Source organism: Lysobacter dokdonensis DS-58 (assembly GCF_000770795.1).
GTDB lineage: Bacteria > Pseudomonadota > Gammaproteobacteria > Xanthomonadales > Xanthomonadaceae > Noviluteimonas > Noviluteimonas dokdonensis.
In genome coordinates this window covers 41,420-59,698 of record NZ_JRKJ01000018.1, presented here as the reverse complement: position 1 = coordinate 59,698, position 18,279 = coordinate 41,420, and the positions used below count along the sequence as shown (strand labels likewise).

At 67.1% G+C, this 18,279-nt stretch carries 19 protein-coding genes; 13 read left to right on the top strand and 6 right to left on the bottom strand.

The genetic code is table 11. The features are described from left to right. Positions 1–60: 60 nt before the first annotated feature. The 8 genes from LF41_RS11390 to argH all read left to right on the top strand — a co-directional run bounded on the left by LF41_RS11390 (position 61) and on the right by argH (position 8,243). Positions 61–474: a hypothetical protein gene (locus LF41_RS11390; RefSeq protein WP_052116384.1), complete on the top strand. Its 414-nt coding sequence runs from the start codon at positions 61–63 to the stop codon at positions 472–474. A 240-nt stretch (positions 475–714) separates the two neighbouring features. Beyond that, the gene (locus LF41_RS11385) at positions 715–1,743 is read left to right on the top strand and encodes an N-acetylornithine carbamoyltransferase (protein ID WP_036169776.1); all 1,029 of its coding nucleotides are present in this window, start codon (positions 715–717) and stop codon (positions 1,741–1,743) included. Between the two features lie 26 nt (positions 1,744–1,769). After that, positions 1,770–2,969: an argininosuccinate synthase gene (locus LF41_RS11380; protein WP_036169774.1), complete on the top strand. Its 1,200-nt coding sequence runs from the start codon at positions 1,770–1,772 to the stop codon at positions 2,967–2,969. 1 nt (position 2,970) lies between these two features. Then, positions 2,971–4,053, top strand: a complete 1,083-nt coding sequence (locus LF41_RS11375; RefSeq protein WP_036169771.1) for an acetylornithine deacetylase — start codon at positions 2,971–2,973, stop codon at positions 4,051–4,053. 5 nt (positions 4,054–4,058) lie between these two features. Further along, positions 4,059–5,384, top strand: a complete 1,326-nt coding sequence (locus LF41_RS11370) for an acetylglutamate kinase (RefSeq protein ID WP_152599997.1) — start codon at positions 4,059–4,061, stop codon at positions 5,382–5,384. Next, positions 5,381–5,980, top strand: a complete 600-nt coding sequence (locus LF41_RS11365; RefSeq protein ID WP_036169767.1) for a GNAT family N-acetyltransferase — start codon at positions 5,381–5,383, stop codon at positions 5,978–5,980. The genes LF41_RS11370 and LF41_RS11365 overlap by 4 nt, the downstream gene beginning before the upstream one ends. Continuing rightward, on the top strand, positions 5,977–6,948 hold the full coding sequence (gene argC, locus LF41_RS11360; RefSeq protein WP_036169765.1) for an N-acetyl-gamma-glutamyl-phosphate reductase: 972 nt from the start codon (positions 5,977–5,979) through the stop codon (positions 6,946–6,948). The genes LF41_RS11365 and argC overlap by 4 nt, the downstream gene beginning before the upstream one ends. Then, a complete protein-coding gene (gene argH, locus LF41_RS11355; protein WP_036169763.1) occupies positions 6,945–8,243 on the top strand; it encodes an argininosuccinate lyase in 1,299 nt (432 codons plus the stop codon). The genes argC and argH overlap by 4 nt, the downstream gene beginning before the upstream one ends. Before the next feature lie 82 nt (positions 8,244–8,325). On the opposite strand, the gene LF41_RS11350 is transcribed toward argH, so the two are convergent. Both LF41_RS11350 and LF41_RS11345 read right to left on the bottom strand, forming a co-directional pair. After that, positions 8,326–8,880 carry a hypothetical protein gene (locus LF41_RS11350; RefSeq protein WP_036170041.1) on the bottom strand — a complete coding sequence of 185 codons (555 nt, stop codon included), beginning with the start codon at positions 8,878–8,880 and terminating at the stop codon, positions 8,326–8,328. A gap of 77 nt (positions 8,881–8,957) precedes the next feature. Beyond that, positions 8,958–9,302 carry a hypothetical protein gene (locus LF41_RS11345; protein ID WP_152599996.1) on the bottom strand — a complete coding sequence of 115 codons (345 nt, stop codon included), beginning with the start codon at positions 9,300–9,302 and terminating at the stop codon, positions 8,958–8,960. A 121-nt stretch (positions 9,303–9,423) separates the two neighbouring features. On the opposite strand from LF41_RS11345, the gene LF41_RS11340 reads away from it, so the two are divergent. The 4 genes from LF41_RS11340 to LF41_RS11325 are packed head-to-tail and all read left to right on the top strand — an operon-like array spanning position 9,424 to position 13,204. Next, the gene (locus tag LF41_RS11340; protein ID WP_084073565.1) at positions 9,424–10,455 is read left to right on the top strand and encodes a sulfate ABC transporter substrate-binding protein; all 1,032 of its coding nucleotides are present in this window, start codon (positions 9,424–9,426) and stop codon (positions 10,453–10,455) included. A gap of 4 nt (positions 10,456–10,459) precedes the next feature. Beyond that, the gene (gene cysT / locus LF41_RS11335) at positions 10,460–11,314 is read left to right on the top strand and encodes a sulfate ABC transporter permease subunit CysT (RefSeq protein ID WP_052116368.1); all 855 of its coding nucleotides are present in this window, start codon (positions 10,460–10,462) and stop codon (positions 11,312–11,314) included. Further along, complete coding sequence (gene cysW, locus LF41_RS11330) at positions 11,307–12,149, top strand: sulfate ABC transporter permease subunit CysW (protein ID WP_036169757.1); 843 nt, start codon at positions 11,307–11,309, stop codon at positions 12,147–12,149. The genes cysT and cysW overlap by 8 nt, the downstream gene beginning before the upstream one ends. Before the next feature lie 5 nt (positions 12,150–12,154). Beyond that, the gene (locus LF41_RS11325; RefSeq protein ID WP_036169755.1) at positions 12,155–13,204 is read left to right on the top strand and encodes a sulfate/molybdate ABC transporter ATP-binding protein; all 1,050 of its coding nucleotides are present in this window, start codon (positions 12,155–12,157) and stop codon (positions 13,202–13,204) included. 1 nt (position 13,205) lies between these two features. Here the strand turns inward: LF41_RS11325 and LF41_RS11320 are convergent, their stop codons facing one another. Continuing rightward, positions 13,206–13,598, bottom strand: coding sequence for an STAS domain-containing protein (locus LF41_RS11320; RefSeq protein ID WP_036169752.1), 393 nt, complete (start codon positions 13,596–13,598; stop codon positions 13,206–13,208). A 22-nt stretch (positions 13,599–13,620) separates the two neighbouring features. After that, positions 13,621–13,938 carry a hypothetical protein gene (locus LF41_RS11315; protein WP_036169749.1) on the bottom strand — a complete coding sequence of 106 codons (318 nt, stop codon included), beginning with the start codon at positions 13,936–13,938 and terminating at the stop codon, positions 13,621–13,623. A gap of 168 nt (positions 13,939–14,106) precedes the next feature. On the opposite strand from LF41_RS11315, the gene LF41_RS11310 reads away from it, so the two are divergent. Continuing rightward, the gene (locus tag LF41_RS11310; RefSeq protein ID WP_036169747.1) at positions 14,107–14,628 is read left to right on the top strand and encodes a hypothetical protein; all 522 of its coding nucleotides are present in this window, start codon (positions 14,107–14,109) and stop codon (positions 14,626–14,628) included. Here the strand turns inward: LF41_RS11310 and LF41_RS11305 are convergent. After that, positions 14,625–14,966 (bottom strand): response regulator, encoded by a 342-nt coding sequence (locus LF41_RS11305; protein WP_036169745.1) that lies wholly within the window; start codon positions 14,964–14,966, stop codon positions 14,625–14,627. The genes LF41_RS11310 and LF41_RS11305 overlap by 4 nt on opposite strands. Before the next feature lie 50 nt (positions 14,967–15,016). After that, positions 15,017–18,253: a CheR family methyltransferase gene (locus LF41_RS16215; RefSeq protein WP_161786954.1), complete on the bottom strand. Its 3,237-nt coding sequence runs from the start codon at positions 18,251–18,253 to the stop codon at positions 15,017–15,019. Between the last annotated feature and the right edge of the window lie 26 nt (positions 18,254–18,279).

Here is an 18,279-nt window from a genome sequence, read left to right as displayed (position 1 = left end):
GGCCTTTACACTGAATGCGTGCGCCTCTTCACGTCCTTCCGTCTTGCCGTCCTCCTTGCCCTGGCCCTCGCCGGGCGGCCGGCGTTCGCGCAGGACGCCGGCACCACGGTGCTGCAGCCCGAGAACGTGCGGATGGACTTCGCCCAGGTCATGCGGGTGCAGCCGATCTACCAGGTGCTGCGCGCCACGCGGATGGAACCGCGGTGCTCCGACCAGGCGCATGCCGCCGAAGAGAAGGGCCTGGCGAAGATCGTCGGCGCGGTGAAGGGCGCCGTGTCGCGCAAGCCCGAGCCCGCGCCCCAGCAGGAAAACTGCGAGATGGTGCCGGTGGTGCGCGAGTTCCGCCGCCCGATCGCCTACGACGTGGACTACGTCTATCGCGGCACGAAGTACCGCTCGCGCCTGCCGTACGACCCGGGCAACCGCCTGCGCGTGCGCGTGAGCGTCGTTCCCTACATCCCGCCGCGCAAGTGAACATTGCAACGACGGCCCGTCGGTGCGACCATGCGCGCCCGATGCAGACCTGCCGCGCCGACGCCGACGTCCTCACCTCCGCCTACATGGCGGCGGGCATGACCTCGCGCGCGCGCCGACCGCTCCCCCACATTTTCGCTGGGTAGCGCGCCGCGTCGTATCGGATCCGCCAGAAACCCAGCCCTTGCGCTGGGTTTCTTCGTTCATGGCCCGGCGATTTCCTTCCCCACAGGACGCTCCATGAAACAGGTTCCGCTCCGGCACTTCCTCAACACCCAGGACTGGTCGCGCGACGAGCTCGACGCCGTGCTCGCGATGGCTGCGCAGTACAAGCAGCAGCCGCTCGGCCCGCGGGCACTCGAAGGCAAGTCCATCGCGCTGGTGTTCTTCAACAGCTCGATGCGCACGCGCACGAGCTTCGAGATCGGCGCCTTCCAGCTCGGCGGCCACGCCGTGGTGCTGCAGCCGGGGAAGGACGCCTGGCCGATCGAGTTCGACCTCGGCACGGTGATGGACGGCGAAACCGAAGAGCACATCGCCGAAGTCGCGCGCGTGCTGTCGCGCTACGTGGACCTGATCGGCGTGCGTGCGTTCCCGAAGTTCGTCGACTGGTCGCTGGATCGCGAAGACCGCGTGCTGAAGGGGTTCGCGAAATATTCGTCGGTGCCGGTGATCAACATGGAGACGATCACGCACCCGTGCCAGGAGCTCGCGCACATCCTGGCGCTGCAGGAACACTTCGGCACCACCGACCTGCGCGGCAAGAAATACGTGCTGACGTGGACCTACCACCCCAAGCCGCTGAACACCGCGGTGGCCAACTCCGCGCTCACCATCGCCACGCGCATGGGCATGGACGTGACGCTGCTGTGCCCGACGCCCGAGTACATCCTCGACGAGCGCTACATGCAGTGGGCCGCGCAGAACGTCGCCGAAAGCGGCGGCTCCCTGCAGGTCAGCCACGACATCGAAAGCGCGTATCGCGGCGCCGATGCCGTGTATGCCAAGAGCTGGGGCGCGCTGCCGTACTTCGGCAACTGGGCGCCGGAAAAGCCCATCCGCGATGCGCACCAGCACTTCATCGTCGACGAAGCCAAGATGGCGTTGACGAACAACGGCGTGTTCTCGCACTGCCTGCCGCTGCGCCGCAACGTGAAGGCCACCGACGCGGTGATGGATTCGCCGCAATGCATCGCCATCGACGAAGCCGAGAACCGCCTGCACGTGCAGAAAGCGGTCATGGCCTCGCTCATCGGCCAGCGCCGCTGACTCCTTATTCCCGGAACCGATCTCCAATGAACAAAGACATCGTCCTCGCCTTTTCCGGCGGCCTCGACACCTCCTTCTGCGTGCCGTACCTGCAGGAGCAGGGCTGGAACGTTCACACCGTGTTCGCCGACACCGGCGGCGTCGATGCGGAAGAACGCGCGACCATCGAAGCGCGCGCCGCGGAACTCGGGGTGGCCTCGCACGTCACCATCGACGGCGGTCCCGCGATCTGGGACGGCTTCGTCAAGCCCTTCGTCATGGCGGGCGAGGGTTACCAGGGCCAGTATCCGCTGCTGGTGTCGGACCGTTACCTGATCGTCGATGCGACGCTCGCACGCGCACATGCACTCGGCACGCGCGCGATCGCGCATGGCTGCACGGGCATGGGCAACGACCAGGTGCGTTTCGATCTGGCGGTGAAGGCGAGCGGCGATTACACGATCGTCGCGCCGATCCGCGAGATCCAGAAGGAGCACACGCAGACGCGCGCGTACGAACAGGCGTACCTCGAGGAACGCGGCTTCGCCGTGCGCGCCAAGCAGAAGGCCTACACGATCAACGAAAACCTGCTCGGCGTGACGTTGTCGGGCGGTGAGATCGACAAATGGGAAGCGCCGGGCGAAGGCGCCCGCGGTTGGTGCGCACCGCGCGAGCAATGGCCGGCCGATGCGCTGCAAGTGACGATCGCGTTCGTGAAAGGCGAAGCAGTGTCGATCGACGGCAAGCAGATGCCCGGTGCGCAGTTGCTCGCCAAGCTCAACGCCCTGTTCGCGCCGTACGGCGTGGGCCGCGGCATGTACACCGGCGATACGACGATCGGCCTGAAGGGCCGCATCGTGTACGAAGCCCCGGGCCTGGCCGCGTTGCTCGCCGCGCATCGCGCACTGGAGGAAGCGGTGCTGACCAAGCAGCAGAACCGCTTCAAGCCGGACGTGGCGCGCAAGTGGGTCGAGCTCGTGTACGAAGGCTTCTACCATGATCCGCTGAAGACCGACCTCGAAGCCTTCCTCGCCTCCAGCCAGCGCATGGTCAACGGCGAAGTCGTGCTCGAAACGCGCGGCGGCCGCGTCGACGCAGTCGCAATCCGTTCGCCGCACCTGCTCAATGCGAAGGGCGCCACCTACGCGCAATCGGCCGACTGGGGCGTGGAGGAAGCCGAAGGCTTCATCCGCCTGTTCGGCATGAGCAGCACGTTGTGGGCCCAGGTGAACGAAAAGGACCGCTGAGGTGCTCGATCGCGTCCTTCGCCATCTCGAATCGCTCGTATCGTTCGACACGCGCAACCCGCCGCGGGCGATCACGACGGCGGGCATCTTCGCGTACCTGCGCGCGCATCTGCCGGGCTTCGAGTGCACGGTGACCGACCATGGCGAGGGCGCGGTGTCGCTGCTCGCCGTGCGCGGCAACCCGCGCCGCGTGTTCAACGTCCATCTCGACACGGTGCCGTCCTCGCCCGCGTGGACGGCCGATCCGTTGCGCCTGCGCATCACGGCCGATCGTGCGATCGGCCTGGGCGCATGCGACATCAAGGGCGCGGCTGCGGGCCTGGTCGCCGCAGCAGGCGTGACGCAGGGCGACGCGGCGTTCCTGTTCAGCAGCGACGAGGAAGCCAACGACGCGCGCTGCATCGATGCATTCCTCGCACGCGATCACGGGTTCGCCGAAGCGATCATTGCCGAACCCACGCAATGCGAAGCGGTGCTCGCGCATCGTGGCATCAGTTCGGTGTTGCTGCGTTTCCAGGGCCAGGCGGGCCATGCGTCGGGCGAGAACGCGCTGCACGCCAGCGCGCTGCACCACGCGATGCGCTGGGGCAGCCGCGCGCTGGATCTCGTGGACGCCGAATCGCACCAGCGCTTCGGCGGGCTGACGGGTCTGCGCTTCAACATCGGCCGCGTCGAAGGCGGCATCAAGGCGAACGTGATCGCGCCGGCGGCGGAAGTGCGTTTCGGGTTCCGTCCGTTGCCGTCGATGGCGTTCGAGCAGTTGCACGACGCGTTCGGCAAGCTCGCCGAACCCGGCGCGCTCGCCCGCTACGAAGAAACCTTCCGCGGCCCGTCGCTGCCGTCGGGCGACATCGCGCTCGCCGAAGCGCGGCGCCTGGAAGCGCGCGACCTCGCCGACGAGCTCGGCCTGCCCATCGGCAACGCCGTCGATTTCTGGACCGAGGCGTCGCTCTTCTCGCGCGCGGGCATGACCGCATTCGTCTACGGACCGGGCGACATCGCCCAGGCGCACACCGCCGACGAATGGGTCGCCCTCGACCAACTGCAGCGTTACACCGACTCCATCGTGCGCATCCTCGAATGAACGTCATGCACATCCACGATCCCCAGACCCGCCAGACCATCGTCCGACTGCTTTCGAGCATGGCCGGCGCGAAGGAGATCTCGCAGTACCTCAAGCGCTTCTCGCAACTGGACGCGGCGCGCTTCGCCGTCGTCAAGGTCGGCGGCGCGGTGCTGCGCGACGATCTCGAAGCGCTGACCTCGTCGCTCGCGTTCCTGCAGGACGTCGGCCTCACGCCCATCGTGCTGCACGGCGCGGGCCCGCAGCTCGACGACGAACTCGCCGCCGCCGGTATCGAGAAGCGCACGGTGAACGGGTTGCGCGTGACGTCGCCCGAAGCGTTGGCGATCGTCCGACGCGTCTTCCATGCGCAGAACCTCAAGCTCGTCGAAGCACTGCAGGCGCAGGACGCGCGCGCGACGTCGATCGTCAGCGGCGTGTTCGAAGCCGAGTATCTCGATCGCGAATCGCTCGGCCTGGTGGGCGAAGTGAAGCGCGTCGACCTCGCGCCGATCCAGGCGAGCCTGCAGGCCGGTTCGATCCCGGTCATCGCAAGCCTGGGCGAAACCGCCGGCGGACAGATCCTCAACATCAACGCCGACTTCGCGGCGAACGAGCTCGTGCAGAAGCTCCAACCGTACAAGATCGTGTTCCTCACCGGCACGGGCGGCCTGCTGGACGATGCGGGCAACGTGATCGACTCGATCAATCTCTCGACCGAGTACGAACATCTGATCGCGCAGCCGTGGATCCATGGCGGCATGAAGGTCAAGATCGAACAGATCAAGGCGTTGCTCGACACGCTGCCGCTGTCGACATCCGTGTCGATCACTCGGCCGGCCGAGTTGGCGAAGGAACTGTTCACGCACACCGGCTCCGGCACCTTGGTGCGGCGTGGCGAACGCGTGCTGTCGGCGACGCGCTGGGACGAACTCGACCTGCCGCGCATGCGCACGCTCATCGAGTCCGCGTTCGGACGCAAGCTGTTGCCGGATTACTTCGAGCGCACGACGCTGCATCGTGCGTACGTCAGCGAGAATTACCGCGTCGCGGTGATCCTCACGCAGGAGGATGCGGGCGTGTACCTCGACAAGTTCGCCGTCCTCGACGAAGCGCAGGGCGAAGGCCTCGGCCGTGCGGTCTGGAACGTCATGCGCGAGGAAAACCCGCGCATGTTCTGGCGCTCGCGCCGCGGCAATCCGGTCAACGCGTTCTATTTCTCCGAAAGCGACGGGTGCCTGAAGCAGCCGCGCTGGGACGTGTACTGGTACGGGGTCGAATCGCTCGACGAAATCGCGCGCTGCGTCGATCATTGCGCCGCAAGGCCCGCCACCCTGGAGGATGCGGCATGACGACCGCCGATTGGACGACGCCGCCGACCTTGCGGGGCCGCCATGTCAGCCTGGAAGCGTTGACGCCCGCGCACGCCGACGGCCTGCGCGCAGCAGTGGAGGATGGCCGGCTGTACGACCTGTGGTTCACGAACGTGCCGGAAGCCAAGGACGTCGATGCCTACATCGACGGCGCGCTCGGCAAGCAGGCGAAAGGCGACCAGCTCGCATTCGTCGTCCGCGATGGCGCAGGCAAGATCGTCGGCACCACGCGCTACTACGAGCTCGCACCCGAAGTGCCGCGCTTGCAGATCGGGTACACCTGGTATGCCGCGAGCGTGCAGCGCACGGGCCTGAATACCGAAGCGAAGTTGTTGCTGCTCGGCCATGCGTTCGAAACCTTGCGCTGCGCCTCGGTCGGATTGCAGACGAGCTGGTTCAACCTCGCCTCGCGCACCGCCATCGCGCGCCTGGGCGCGAAGGAAGAAGGCATCACGCGCAACCACGTCCGCCATCGCGACGGCACGCTGCGCGACACGGTGAACTTCTCGATCATCGATGCGGAGTGGCCGGCGGTGAAGCAGAACCTCATCGGCCGCATGGGGCGTCACGCATGAGCGGCAAGGCGACCATCGGCATCGTCGGTGCGCGGGGGCACGTCGGCACCGAACTGATCAAGCTCATCTGCGGGCACCCGCAGTTCGACCTGGCGTACGTCTCCTCGCGCGAGCGGGCGGGGCATCGCGTCGCGGAGTTCGAGCCCGCGTACCTGGGCGAGCTGCGTTACAGCGCCCCTGCGCTCGAGGATATTCCGGCGCTGGGCGCCGACGCCGTGGTGCTCGCGCTGCCGAATGGGAAAGCCGCCGCCTACGTGGCGGCGTTCGATTTCGCGGATGTCGATCCGGTGATCGTCGACCTGTCGGCGGACTTCCGCTTCGACCCGCAGTGGTACTACGGCTTGCCGGAGCTGACGCGTGCGAAGCATGCAGGCCAGCGCCGCATCAGCAACCCGGGCTGCTACGCGACCGCGATGCAACTGGCGGTCGCGCCGATGCGCGAGTTCCTCGACGGGCCGGTGCAATGTTTCGGTGTCTCGGGTTACTCCGGCGCGGGCACGACGCCCTCGGACAAGAACGATCCGGGCAAGTTGCTCGACAACCTCATGCCGTACGCGCTCACGGGCCACGTGCACGAGCGCGAGGTGAGTGCGCGGTTGCGGCATCCGATCGAATTCATGCCGCACGTCGCGCCGCATTTCCGCGGGCTGACCATCACGGCGAACCTGCATCTGCGCACCGCCTTCGATCGCGACGCCGTGCGTGCGCGTTATCGCGAGGCGTATGCCAGCGAACCGCTTGTGCGCGTCGTCGACGACGCGCCGTGGGTCAGCGGCATCGCCGGCCGCCACCACGTGGACATCGGCGGCTTCACGCTGTCGGAGGACGGGCATCGCCTGGTCGTCGTCGCCACTGAGGACAATCTCCTCAAGGGCGCGGCCACGCAGGCCATGCAGAACCTCAACCTGGCGTTCGGTTTCGACGAGTTCGCCGGCATTCCCCTCGATGCGCACGCGGAGGCCGCATGAGCGACCTGTTGTGGCAGAAGCCGGGCGTCCGGGTCGACGCGCAGATTCAATCGTTCCTCGCCGGCGACGACGTGCTGCTCGATCGCGAATTCTTCCTGCACGACATCGCCGCCAGCCGCGCCCATGCGCAGGGGTTGCAGCGGATCGGAATGCTCACGAGCGATGAGCTCGCGGGGCTCGAACGTGAGTTGACCGCGCTGGCGGAGGATTTCCGCAGCGGTGCGTTCGTGCTCGATGCGCGCTTCGAGGACGGGCATTCGGCCATCGAAGCGCGCCTGACCGAGCGCCTCGGCGACGCGGGGCGTCGCATCCACGCCGGCCGCAGCCGCAACGACCAGATCCTCGTCGCCACGCGTCTGTGGCTGAAGGACAAGCTCGCATTGGTGCAGGCGTTGTGCCGCGAAGTGGCGGGCATCGCGCTGGATCGCGCGGAGGCCGAGGCGTCGATTCCGATGCCGGGATACACGCACTTGCAACGCGCCGTCGTCTCTTCCGCGGGCATGTGGTGGGCGGGGTGGGCCGAAGCGTTCATCGACGATGCGCAACGCGCCACCGACACGCGCGCGTGGGTGGATGCCAATCCGCTCGGCACGGCCGCCGGGTACGGCGTGAATCTCCCGCTCGATCGCGGGCACACGACCGAAGCGTTGGGTTTCGCGCGCATGCAGGTCTCGCCCCTCTACGCGCAACTCTCGCGTGGGAAGTTCGAGATCGCCGCGCTGGAAACGCTCGGGAGCGCGATGCTCGACCTGCGCCGCCTGGCGTGGGACCTGAGCGTGTTCACGACGGCGGAGTACGGATTCGTGCGCCTGCCCTCGCAGTACACGACGGGCAGTTCGATCATGCCGAACAAACGCAACCCCGATGTCGTCGAGCTGATGCGCGGCACCTATGCCAGCGTTGCGGCCGCGCGCAGCGAGATCGAACACCTGCTGTCGTTGCCGGGCGGTTACCACCGGGACCTGCAGATTTCGAAGGGTGCACTGTTCCATGGCTTCGGCAAGGGCCTGGCCGCGCTCGCGTTGTTGCCGGATTTGTTGCGCAACCTCGACTGGAACGTCGACCGCATGCGCGAGGCGCTCGATCCGTCGATGTATGCGACGGACCTGGCGGTCGATCTCGCACGCGAGGGCGTGCCGTTCCGCGAGGCGTACAAGCAGGCGTCCGATCCGGCGAAGTGGGCGGAAGGCGATCCTTCGGCGAGTCTGGCGGCGCGTGTTTCGCCGGGTGGAGCGGGGGACATGCGATTGACCGAATTGCGCCGCCGTCTCGCCAACCCTTCGTCATCCGCGTAAGCCACAACGACCAGGCCAGCGCCGTCAGCATCACCGGCGCAACGATGTAGGCCGATCCTTCTTGTAGTTGCCGGAAAGGCGGTCATCGCCACGCGTGGTGCGCGCAGCAGCAATCGGTGGAATTCGGGGCGTCGAGCGGGATGCCTTCGTTGCGCGCGATTCGATGCGCGATCGACAGGCCGAGCGGGGAGACGAAACACCGATCCGCCGCGAGCGCCAGGCGCTCGTCGACGTGCGACCACGTGGCCCGCAGCGACAGCACGGTCGCCGACCAGCGTTCGACATGGAGGCGGCGCTCGAGGCGATGGCCGCGCGCGGCGTGCCATGCGCGGTCGACGCGCTTGCGCAGCGGCGCGATCAGCGCATCCCAGGCCAGGAAGTCGCTGTCGGGCAGCAGGTAGAGGCGCCAGCAGGGGCGGCCGCGGAGATCGACGAAATGGATTGCCTCGCAGGGGCCTTCACGCTCGACGGCGCATGCCACCTCGGACCGCGCGGCCTGGGCCCATCCGGCCAGCGCGCCGCCGGGTTGCACCCGCGACAGGCACAGCACCGGGCCCAGGCCGGCCAGCTGCGCCGGGGTGGGCAACGCCTGCTGCGTGCCGGGTGGGGCCTGCGATGTCCGCGCGTGCCAAAGCATCCATTTGCCGCCGAGCCTGTCTAGCGGCAAATGATAGTGATTCGCGTTTGCGCGTCAAGTGGCTGACGCGAAAGACCTCAGCGCTTTTCGAGGACCAGATTTCCCAAGTCGACCCCGAACTCCCCCTGGTCCAGGTGCACCGTCCGGCGCAGGGGCTCGTACCCCGCACAGGCGATCTCGACCTCGTAATCGCGGGTCTGCGCATCGATGGGGAAGGATTGCTGGAATTGCCCGTGGATCTCGCGGGTGTAGTCGCCTTCGTCCGGCGTGTCCTTGAACTGCGGCAGCGACAGGCGGCATTCGCCCTGCTGCCCGGCGGGCGGGACGAGCAGGGCGCCACGGAACGTGACGTACCCGTTGTTCGAACACGCGGCGAGCGCGGCCAGCGCGCCCAACGACAACATCGATCCCCGAAGACGCATGCCCGGCTCTCCGTCGCTTGGTCGGGGCAGCAATACGCCGACGCGATGGGCGGTGCAAGAGGACGATGGGCCAAGGCCATCACGCATCCCGAATGGCGCCCGGACGAACCTGCGCAACCGTATGCCCCGCTTTCCACTCCCCCGACGGTCACGAATGAAACCTTTCCTCGCCACGTTCGCACTCGTCCTGCTCGCCGGCACCGCGTCGGCGCGTACGACGCTGCTCAACGTCTCCTACGACCCCACGCGCGAACTCTACGAAGACGTCAACGTCGCCTTCGCCGCGCAATGGAAAAAACAGACCGGCGAAGACCTCAACCTGCGCACCTCGCACGGCGGCTCGGGCAAGCAGGCACGTGCGGTGATCGAAGGCCTCGGCGCGGACGTCGTCACGCTCGCGCTCGCCGCGGACATCGACGCCATCGCGCAGAAGGCCAAACTCCTGCCCGCGAACTGGCAGTCGCGCCTGCCCTACAACAGCGCACCGTACACCTCGACCATCGTCTTCCTCGTGCGCAAGGGCAACCCGAAGAAGATCCGGAACTGGAACGACCTCGCGCGCCCGGGCGTCGCCGTCATCACGCCGAATCCGAAAACGTCGGGCGGTGCGCGCTGGAACTACCTCGCCGCCTGGGCGTGGGCGTCGCGCGAGTATCGCGACGGTGGCAAGGTCGTCGACTACATGGCCAAGTTGTTCCGCAACGTGCCCGTGCTGGACACCGGCGCGCGCGGCGCGACGACGACCTTCGTCGAACGCGGCATGGGCGATGTCCTGATCGCATGGGAGAACGAAGCGCTGCTCGCCACCAACGACGCGCAGACGCGCGGCAAGTTCGACATCGTCGTGCCTTCGCTGAGCATCAAGGCCGAACCGCCAGTGGCGTGGGTGGACAAGAACGTCGACAAACACGGCACGCGCCAGCAGGCCGAAGCCTACCTGCGCTTCCTCTACACGCCGCAGGGACAGCAGATCGTCGCGAACCACTTCTATCGGCCTGCGCTGCCGAAGGGCCTGCCGCGCGCCGCGCTCGCGCGATTCCCGAAGGTGCCGATGGTGACGATCGACACTGCGTTCGGCGGTTGGGCGAACGCGCAGAAGACGCATTTCACCGACGGCGGCTTCTTCGACCGCATCTACAAACCGGGGCGCTGAAACGATGTCGACCGTCGTGACCGACCTGCGGAGGCGGATGCGCCATCCGCTGCCCGGTTTCGGGTTGAGCCTCGGCCTGGGCATGGCGTGGCTCGGGTTGATCGTGCTGTTGCCCCTCGCCGCGCTCGTCGTGCGTGCGGCGGGGCTGGGCGGAGAGGGTTGGATGCACGTGCTCGCCGATCCGCGCGTGCGTGCCTCGTTGTTCCTGAGTTTCAGTGCATCGGCCATCGCGGCGGTGATCGCATCGCTCGCGGGTGCATTGGTCGCGTGGGTGATCGTGCGCTACGAGTTTCCCGGACGCCGATTGATGGACGCGCTCGTCGACCTGCCCTTCGCATTGCCCACCGCGGTGGCGGGCATCGCATTGACCGCGATCTATTCGCCGAACGGGTGGGTCGGGCGCTTGTTCGATCCCCACGGCATCAAGATCGCGTACGCGCCGGCGGGCATCGTGATCGCGTTGGTGTTCATCGGGCTGCCGTTCGCGGTGCGCACGTTGCAACCGGTATTGGAAACGCTGGGGCGCGACCAGGAAGAAGCCGCCGCCTCGCTCGGCGCGAGCCGCTTCACCACGTTCCGCCGCGTGGTGTTGCCCGAACTCGCACCGGCGCTGCTGACGGGCTTCTCGCTCGCCTTCGCGCGTGCGCTGGGCGAATACGGGTCGGTGATCTTCATCGCGGGCAACTTGCCGTTCAAGACGGAGATCGCGCCGCTGCTGATCACGATCCGCCTGGAGGAATACGACTACGACGGCGCGGTCGCGATCGCCGCGTTGCTGCTCGCCGCCTCGTTCGTGTGCCTGCTCGCGATCAACGCATTGATCCCCGCACTGACCGCCGGAAAGCGCCGCGATGGATGATCCGCTGCGGCCGCCGCGCTGGTTGCGCATCGGGCTGACGACACTTGGCGTGATCGTCATGGCGCTGTTGCTGGTGATGCCGCTCGCGATGGTGCTCGGCGCGGCGTTCTCCGAGGGCGTCGGCGTGTGGTGGGCCGCGCTCACCGAACCCGACGCGCGCGCCGCCTTGGAACTCACGCTGATCACGGCCGCGATCGTCATCCCGCTCAATGCGTTCTTCGGCCTGGCGACCGCATGGGCCGTGACGCGTTTCGAATTCCGCGGCAAGCAGTTGCTGCTGGCGCTGATCGACCTGCCGTTCGCGGTGTCGCCTGTCGTCGCGGGCCTGTGCCTGGTGTTGTTGTTCGGACGGGAAGGGTGGTTCGCGCCGGTCATCGATCGCTTCGGCCTGGAAATCCTGTTCGCTCGGCCCGGCATCGTGCTCGCGACGTTGTTCATCACCTTCCCGTTCGTCGCGCGCGAACTGATTCCGCTGATGGAACAGCAGGGCGCGGAAGAGGAACTCGCCGCGCGCTCCCTTGGCGCGGGCCCGTGGCAGATGTTCCGCCGGATCACATTGCCGAACATCAAGTGGGCGCTGCTGTACGGGGTTTTGCTGTGCGGCGCACGGGCGATGGGTGAGTTCGGTGCGGTGTCGGTGGTTTCGGGCCACATCCGCGGCCTGACCAACACGCTGCCGCTGCACATCGAGATCCTCTACAACGAATTCAACGCGACCGCGGCCTTCGCGGTGGCCTCGCTCCTCGCGGGGCTCGCACTCGTCACGCTGGTGGTGCGCTTCTGGCTCGAAGCGCGCCACGGCGATGCACTGGCGCGGACGCATCGGAGACACTGAGCCGCATGGACCTGCACCTCAAAGGCATCAGCAAGCACTATCCCGGCGTCGCGGCGCTGGACGGGGTCGACCTGGACATCGCCTCGGGCGAACTGGTCGCGTTGCTCGGGCCCTCGGGCTCCGGCAAGACCACGTTGCTGCGCGTGATCGCGGGCCTGCTGCATCCCGACGCCGGCACGTTGCACTTCGGCGAAACCGATGCGACGTCGATGCGCCTGCGCCAGCGCAACGTCGGCTTCGTCTTCCAGCAATACGCGCTGTTCCGCCACATGACGGTCGCGGAAAACATCGCCTTCGGCCTGCGCAGCCGCCCCCGCAGCCAGCGGCCACCGAAGGTGGAGATCGCCAAGCGCGTGGAGGAACTGCTCGCGTTGATCCAGTTGCCCGAGCTCGGCACGCGCTATCCGGACCAATTGTCGGGCGGGCAGAAGCAGCGCGTCGCACTCGCGCGCGCACTGGCGATCAAGCCGAACGTGCTGCTGCTCGACGAACCCTTCGGCGCGCTGGACACCAAGGTGCGCGTCGAATTGCGCCGCTGGCTGCGCCGCCTGCACGAGCGCACCGGGCAGACGACGCTCTTCGTCACGCATGACCAGGAAGAAGCGCTCGAGCTGGCCGACCGCGTCGTCGTGATGCGCGATGGCGGCATCGAACAGGTCGCCTCCGTCGAAGACATCCACCGCGCGCCGGCCTCGCCGTTCGTCTTCGAATTCATCGGCCGCGCCAACCGCATCGAAGGCCAGGTGCACGACGGCGTGTTCCGGATGGCGGGTCAATCGCTCGCGCTGCCGATGGAAGGCGACTACACGGGCGCGGCGATCCTGATGACGCGGCCGCACGAGCTCGCCATCGTCAACGAAGGAGACGGTTTCGCGGCCAAGGTGGTCGATCTGTTCCGTCGCGCCGACCGCATCACGGTCGAACTCGAATGCGCGGGGCAACCGCGCACGATGGAGCTGGACCTGGGCGATGCGCAGCAGGCGCAAGTGCCGCGCGTGGGCGATGTGGTGCGCGTACGCCCGATGCGCGCCGCGGTGTATCCGGACGCGCGTTGACTCAAACGACGTCGGGTGCGTCCAATTCCACCCGGTCCAACGCCAACCACTCCAGCGCATCCTCGCGCGTATCGAACGTGCGCGCCGGAATGTGCCGGATTTCGCACGCCAGTTCGGCGGGCCACGCGAATTCCGCGGGCACGCCGACCAATGCGACGCGGGCGTTCTTCATCGTGAACAGCGTGATCGTGCGCGCGATGTAGTCGGCGCGATGCGCCTTGTCTTCCTCGATCGTCGCGCAGCTGGTGAAATCGATCAGCAGCCGGTCCGCCTGCCTGGCGTGGGCTTCGCGCGCGGTGTGTTCGACGGCGAGCGTGCGCTCGGCGTAACCGACGACGCCGGTGTAGCGGACTTCGACGGTCCGAGGGTCGGGATGATGGAGCGTATGGGGCATGGAATCCGTTCCGTGCAGGGTTTCAGGAGGTGCCGCGCGATTGCTTGTTGGCTTCGTTGGAGAACGCGGCGACGGGTTGGTCGCGCAGTTCCAGTTCGACCGTCGGCAACAGCTCGCGAAACGCGTGTTCCGACATACCCACGGGCGAGTACACCGCATGCGCGGGTGAATCGCCCCCGTCGTCGGCGGACATCCAGCGCCGCCCGTAAAGCAGCGCCGACCCGTTGGGCAGGTCGCGCCAGAACTGTTCCGCCGGCGAATCCAGGGCCTGCTGCAAACCATGCAGCGGGCCGCCGACGAAGGTGACGATGACGATGACGCGGGGATCGATGGGGGCCATGTGCGAATCGCGAAAGAGTCGACGCATGGAAATGGTGCCGGATTCCGCGCCCGGGGTGAATACAGTTCACCGCGCGCATTCATGCACGTGCAGGCGATGCGCAGGCGGCGTGAAAATGTTCACGCCGGCTTATCGCGGCGGACGCGACGATCATCGGCCCCGGAGGGAATGAACATGCGATGCAGCGTGTACACCGGGCGAGGGGAGCTGGTCCTCGTGCCCGATTGCATGAAGGCCTCGCGCGAAGCCGAGCGCGGGCACGGCCCGTTGCGGCATTGCGGAACGTTCGATACCGACGGCCTGCCCGCCGACCTCGTCGAACGCATCGAAGGCGCGTTCGACGATCACTTCTACGTGGTGCTGCAACCAGACCTCGCATTGCGCCTGGGCTACGACCCGACGTGCGGCGTGCCGCTCCCCGAAGGGTTCGATTGGGAGGTGCGGGACTTCTGGGAGCGCGACTCGAGCGCGCGCATGGTGTACGTCCCGCGGAACCGGCTGCCGATCGCCGAAGCGATCCCCGACCACAGCGATCGCGGATGGTACGCGGTCACGCGGTTGTATCGCCCGTGGCAATTCCGCGGCACGCGCGTGACGACCACCCGCGCGGCGGCCGTGCACTGGCTCGCGATGTGGGCCGATGCCAATGCGGAGATGTTGCGACTGGAACTCGAGCGCCTGCGCGATTAGCGGGCCGCGCGTTCGCTGGCGAGCAAGCCGGCGATTGCACTCGTGATGCGTTCGGCCGCATAGGGCTTTGCGACCACCTGCATGTGGCTGAATTCCGCCGGCAACACCGACGCCCCGTACGCCGATGCGAACAGGAAGGGCACGCCGCGTTCGCGCAATGTGCGCGCCACCGGATAGACGAGATCGCCGCCGAGGTTGATGTCGAGGATCGCGACGTCGAAGTCCTGCGACGCGAGGCGTTGCGCATCGGACAAGCGGCCCGCCGACACGACTTCGTAACCCTCGCCTTCGAGCAGGTCGCTCAACACCATTGCCAGGCACATTTCGTCTTCCACCATCAGCAGGCGGGTCCGGGGTGTTCGTGGATCGGGCTGGGCAGCCGGTTCGATCACGAGACGGAGTCGTCTTTGAGCGGAAATTCGATCATGCACGTCAAGCCGGCCGGTGCAAAGTCGAGCGAGACGTTGCCGCCCAATTCATGTCGGATACCGTCGTTCACCAATCGCGTGCCGAACCCGCGGCGTGAAGGCGTCGTCACGGCCGGGCCGTCGCGTTCCTCCCAGCGCAATTCCAGCCAGCGCGCACCGTCGCGCGTCAAAACCTGCCAGCGCACGCGCACCTTGCCGTTCGCATCGGAGAACGCGCCGTACTTCGCCGCGTTGGTCGCGAGCTCATGCAAGGCCATGCCCAGGGCGAGCGCTTCCCGCGCGGACAGGCGCACCGCATCGCCGTCGATATCGGGCGCGACGCCGCTGGAGGTCGCGTAGGGCGCGAGTTCCTCCAGCAACAGCGCGGACAGATCCGCGCCCTGCCAGCTTTCCTTCGCGAGCAAGTCGTGCGAGCGCGCGAGCGCCTGCAGGCGCGCGAAGAAATCCGACTTGAACCCGCCGAGATCGTCGGCGTTGGCGAGCGTCTGCGTGGTGATCGCCTGCACGGTTGCGAGCGTGTTTTTCACGCGATGGTTGAGCTCGCGGAGCAGCAGTTCGCGATGCTCCGTGGCCAGCTTGCGCTGCGTGATGTCCAGCACCATCGCCACCGCGCGACGGGGCAGGCCGTCTTCGCCGTGGATCAGCGAGACGTGCGTGTTGGCCCAGACGCGCGTGCCGTCGGGCCGCACGTAGCGTTGCTCGACCTGGAACGGCGCGCCGTCGGCGACAAGCTTCGCGAACAGGCGCTCGCTTTCGTCGACGTCCTGCGCGTCCGTGAAGTCGCGGAAGTGCCGGCCGAGCACCGCGTCGTTGGAGCGCGCCAGGATTTCGCAGAAGCGCGGATTCACCGTTTCCACGTTGCCGTCGAGCGTCACCTGCGCGACACCGATGGTGGTCTGGGCGACGACGTCCGCCAGGCGTCGCTCGGTCTCCTGCAATCGGAACGCCGTGCGCTTGGGCTCGGTGATGTCGCGCACGATGGTCGAGCCGGCGATGACGGCGCCGGACTGGTCGAGCACCGGCGAGGTGCGCACCGATACTGCAAGCGGCGCGCCGTCCTGGCGCAGCCAGTTCATCAGGCGTTCTTCGGTCATCGGCTGTTCGCCCGCGCTGATGGCGAGCAGCGACTTCAATTCGTCTTGTCCGTCCGGCGGCACCAGCATCAACAGCGAATGCCCGATCGCGCGCGTCGCGGCATGGCCGAACATGCGCTCGGCGCCGGCGTTCCAGGTCGTGATCGTGCCGTCGCGCGAATGGCCGATGATCGCGTCCCACGACGAATCGACGATCGCCGCCAACCGCCCGCGTTCGTACTCGTGCTGTTGCCGCTCGGTGATGTCGATGAAGGTGAGCACAACGCCGTCGATGACGTTGTCGGTCGTGCGATAGGGACGCATGCGCAGCAGATACACCGCGCCGTCCACGCCTCCCGGCAGCACGCGCTCGACCATCGCCAGCGTGCGCAAGACCTGCTTGACGTCGGCTTTCAGCTGCGGATACGGGATGCGCGCGGTGATCTCGGTGATCGGTCGGCCGTGGTCGCCTTCGCGCAGGTGGAACAGGTCGCTGATCGCCGGCGTGAAGCCGCTGACGTGCAACGAGGAATCCAGGAACAACGTGGCGATCTGCGTGCTTTCCAGCAGGTTGTGCAGGTCGCTGTTGAGGCGGCCGAGCGCTTCGTTCTTGCTGTTGAGCTCGACGTTGACCGTCTGCAGTTCTTCGTTGATCGACTGCATTTCCTCCTTGGAGGTTTCCAGTTCTTCGTTCGAGGATTGCAGTTCCTCGTTGACCGACTGGTATTCCTCGTTGGCGGACTTCATCTCCTCGTTGGCGGTTTCGAGCTCGTCGATGGCCGTGTGCAGTTGCTCGCGCGTCGTCGCCAGTTCGAGCTCGAGTTCCTGGGCGCGGCGGGTGTCACCCTTCGCGGCGCGGGCGCCTTCGGCCGAGGGGACGGACTCCGGCGTTTTCGTGGCCGGCGAGAGTTCCTTGAAGATCAGCACGCACAGGTTCGTGCGGCGCTCGTCGCGGCTCTCTTCCTGTTCGAAGATCGGTTCGGCGATGAGGCGCACGGGGATGCGCTCGTTGCCGCGCCCGCTGATCTGGCCTTCCTGCACGACCGCCTGGCGCGCGAGGGCCTGCTGCAACGCGCTGCGCGCGGGCGCGCGCAATCCCTTGTGCAGCAGCGCGAACAAGTTGAGGCTCGCGGTACCGGTGCTCGGGCCGAGGTAGCGCCCGGTGTCGCCGAAGAAGCGCAGGATGTCGTGGTTGGAGTCGATCACGACGTACGCGGGGCCGTGCCGTTCCAGCGCGCGGCGCGCGTTGCGGTCGATCATGTCCTCGGCGACGCCGCCCCGTGCTTGCGTGAACGCCCGGGCGCCGGTGTCCACCGGCGTGAGCCGGCGCGGCGCGGCCATCGGCAAGGCACCGCGGCTCTCGCTGCGGCGCACGTACAGGCGGTGCTTCTTGTCGAGCACCGAGAACATCGTGGTGCTGCGTCCCAGGCTTTCCGATGGCCCCAGCATCAGCACGCCGCCCGAACGCAACGCGTAGTGGAACGTGCGGAGCACCTGTTCCTGCAATTCGGAATTGAGGTAGATGAGCAGGTTGCGGCAGGAGATCAGGTCCACGCGCGAGAACGGCGGGTCTTTGATCGCGCTGTGGGGTGAGAAGACGATCATTTCGCGGATCGGCTTGACCACCACGTAGTAATCGCCGTCCTGCACGAACCACCGCTCCAGCCGTTCCGGCGACACGCCCGGCAACGGGCCGCGGAAGCGCCCGGCGCGCGCGCTGTTGATCGCGCGGTCGTCGATGTCCGTGGCGAAGATCTGCACCTTCGGCCCGCCGCGGCGATGCGCGATGGCCTCCGAGAGGGCGATGGCGATGGAATACGCTTCCTCGCCCGTCGCGCACGCGGGGATCCACACGCGCAGCGTGTCGGCCGCCGTACGATCCTCGAGCAACATCGGGATCGCCTGCTCCTGCAGGACGTCGAAGGCGTCGGGGTCGCGGAAGAATTCGGTCACGCCGATCAGCAACTCGCGGAACAGGTTGTCGAGTTCGCGCGGATTGCCCTGCAGGAAGGCGATGTAGGCCTCGACCGAATCGGCCTGCGCCACCTGCATGCGCCGCTGGATGCGGCGAACCAGCGTCTTTTCCTTGTATTGGCTGAAGTCGTGGCCCACGTGGGCGCGCAACAGGCCCGTGATGGTGTGCAGGTGCG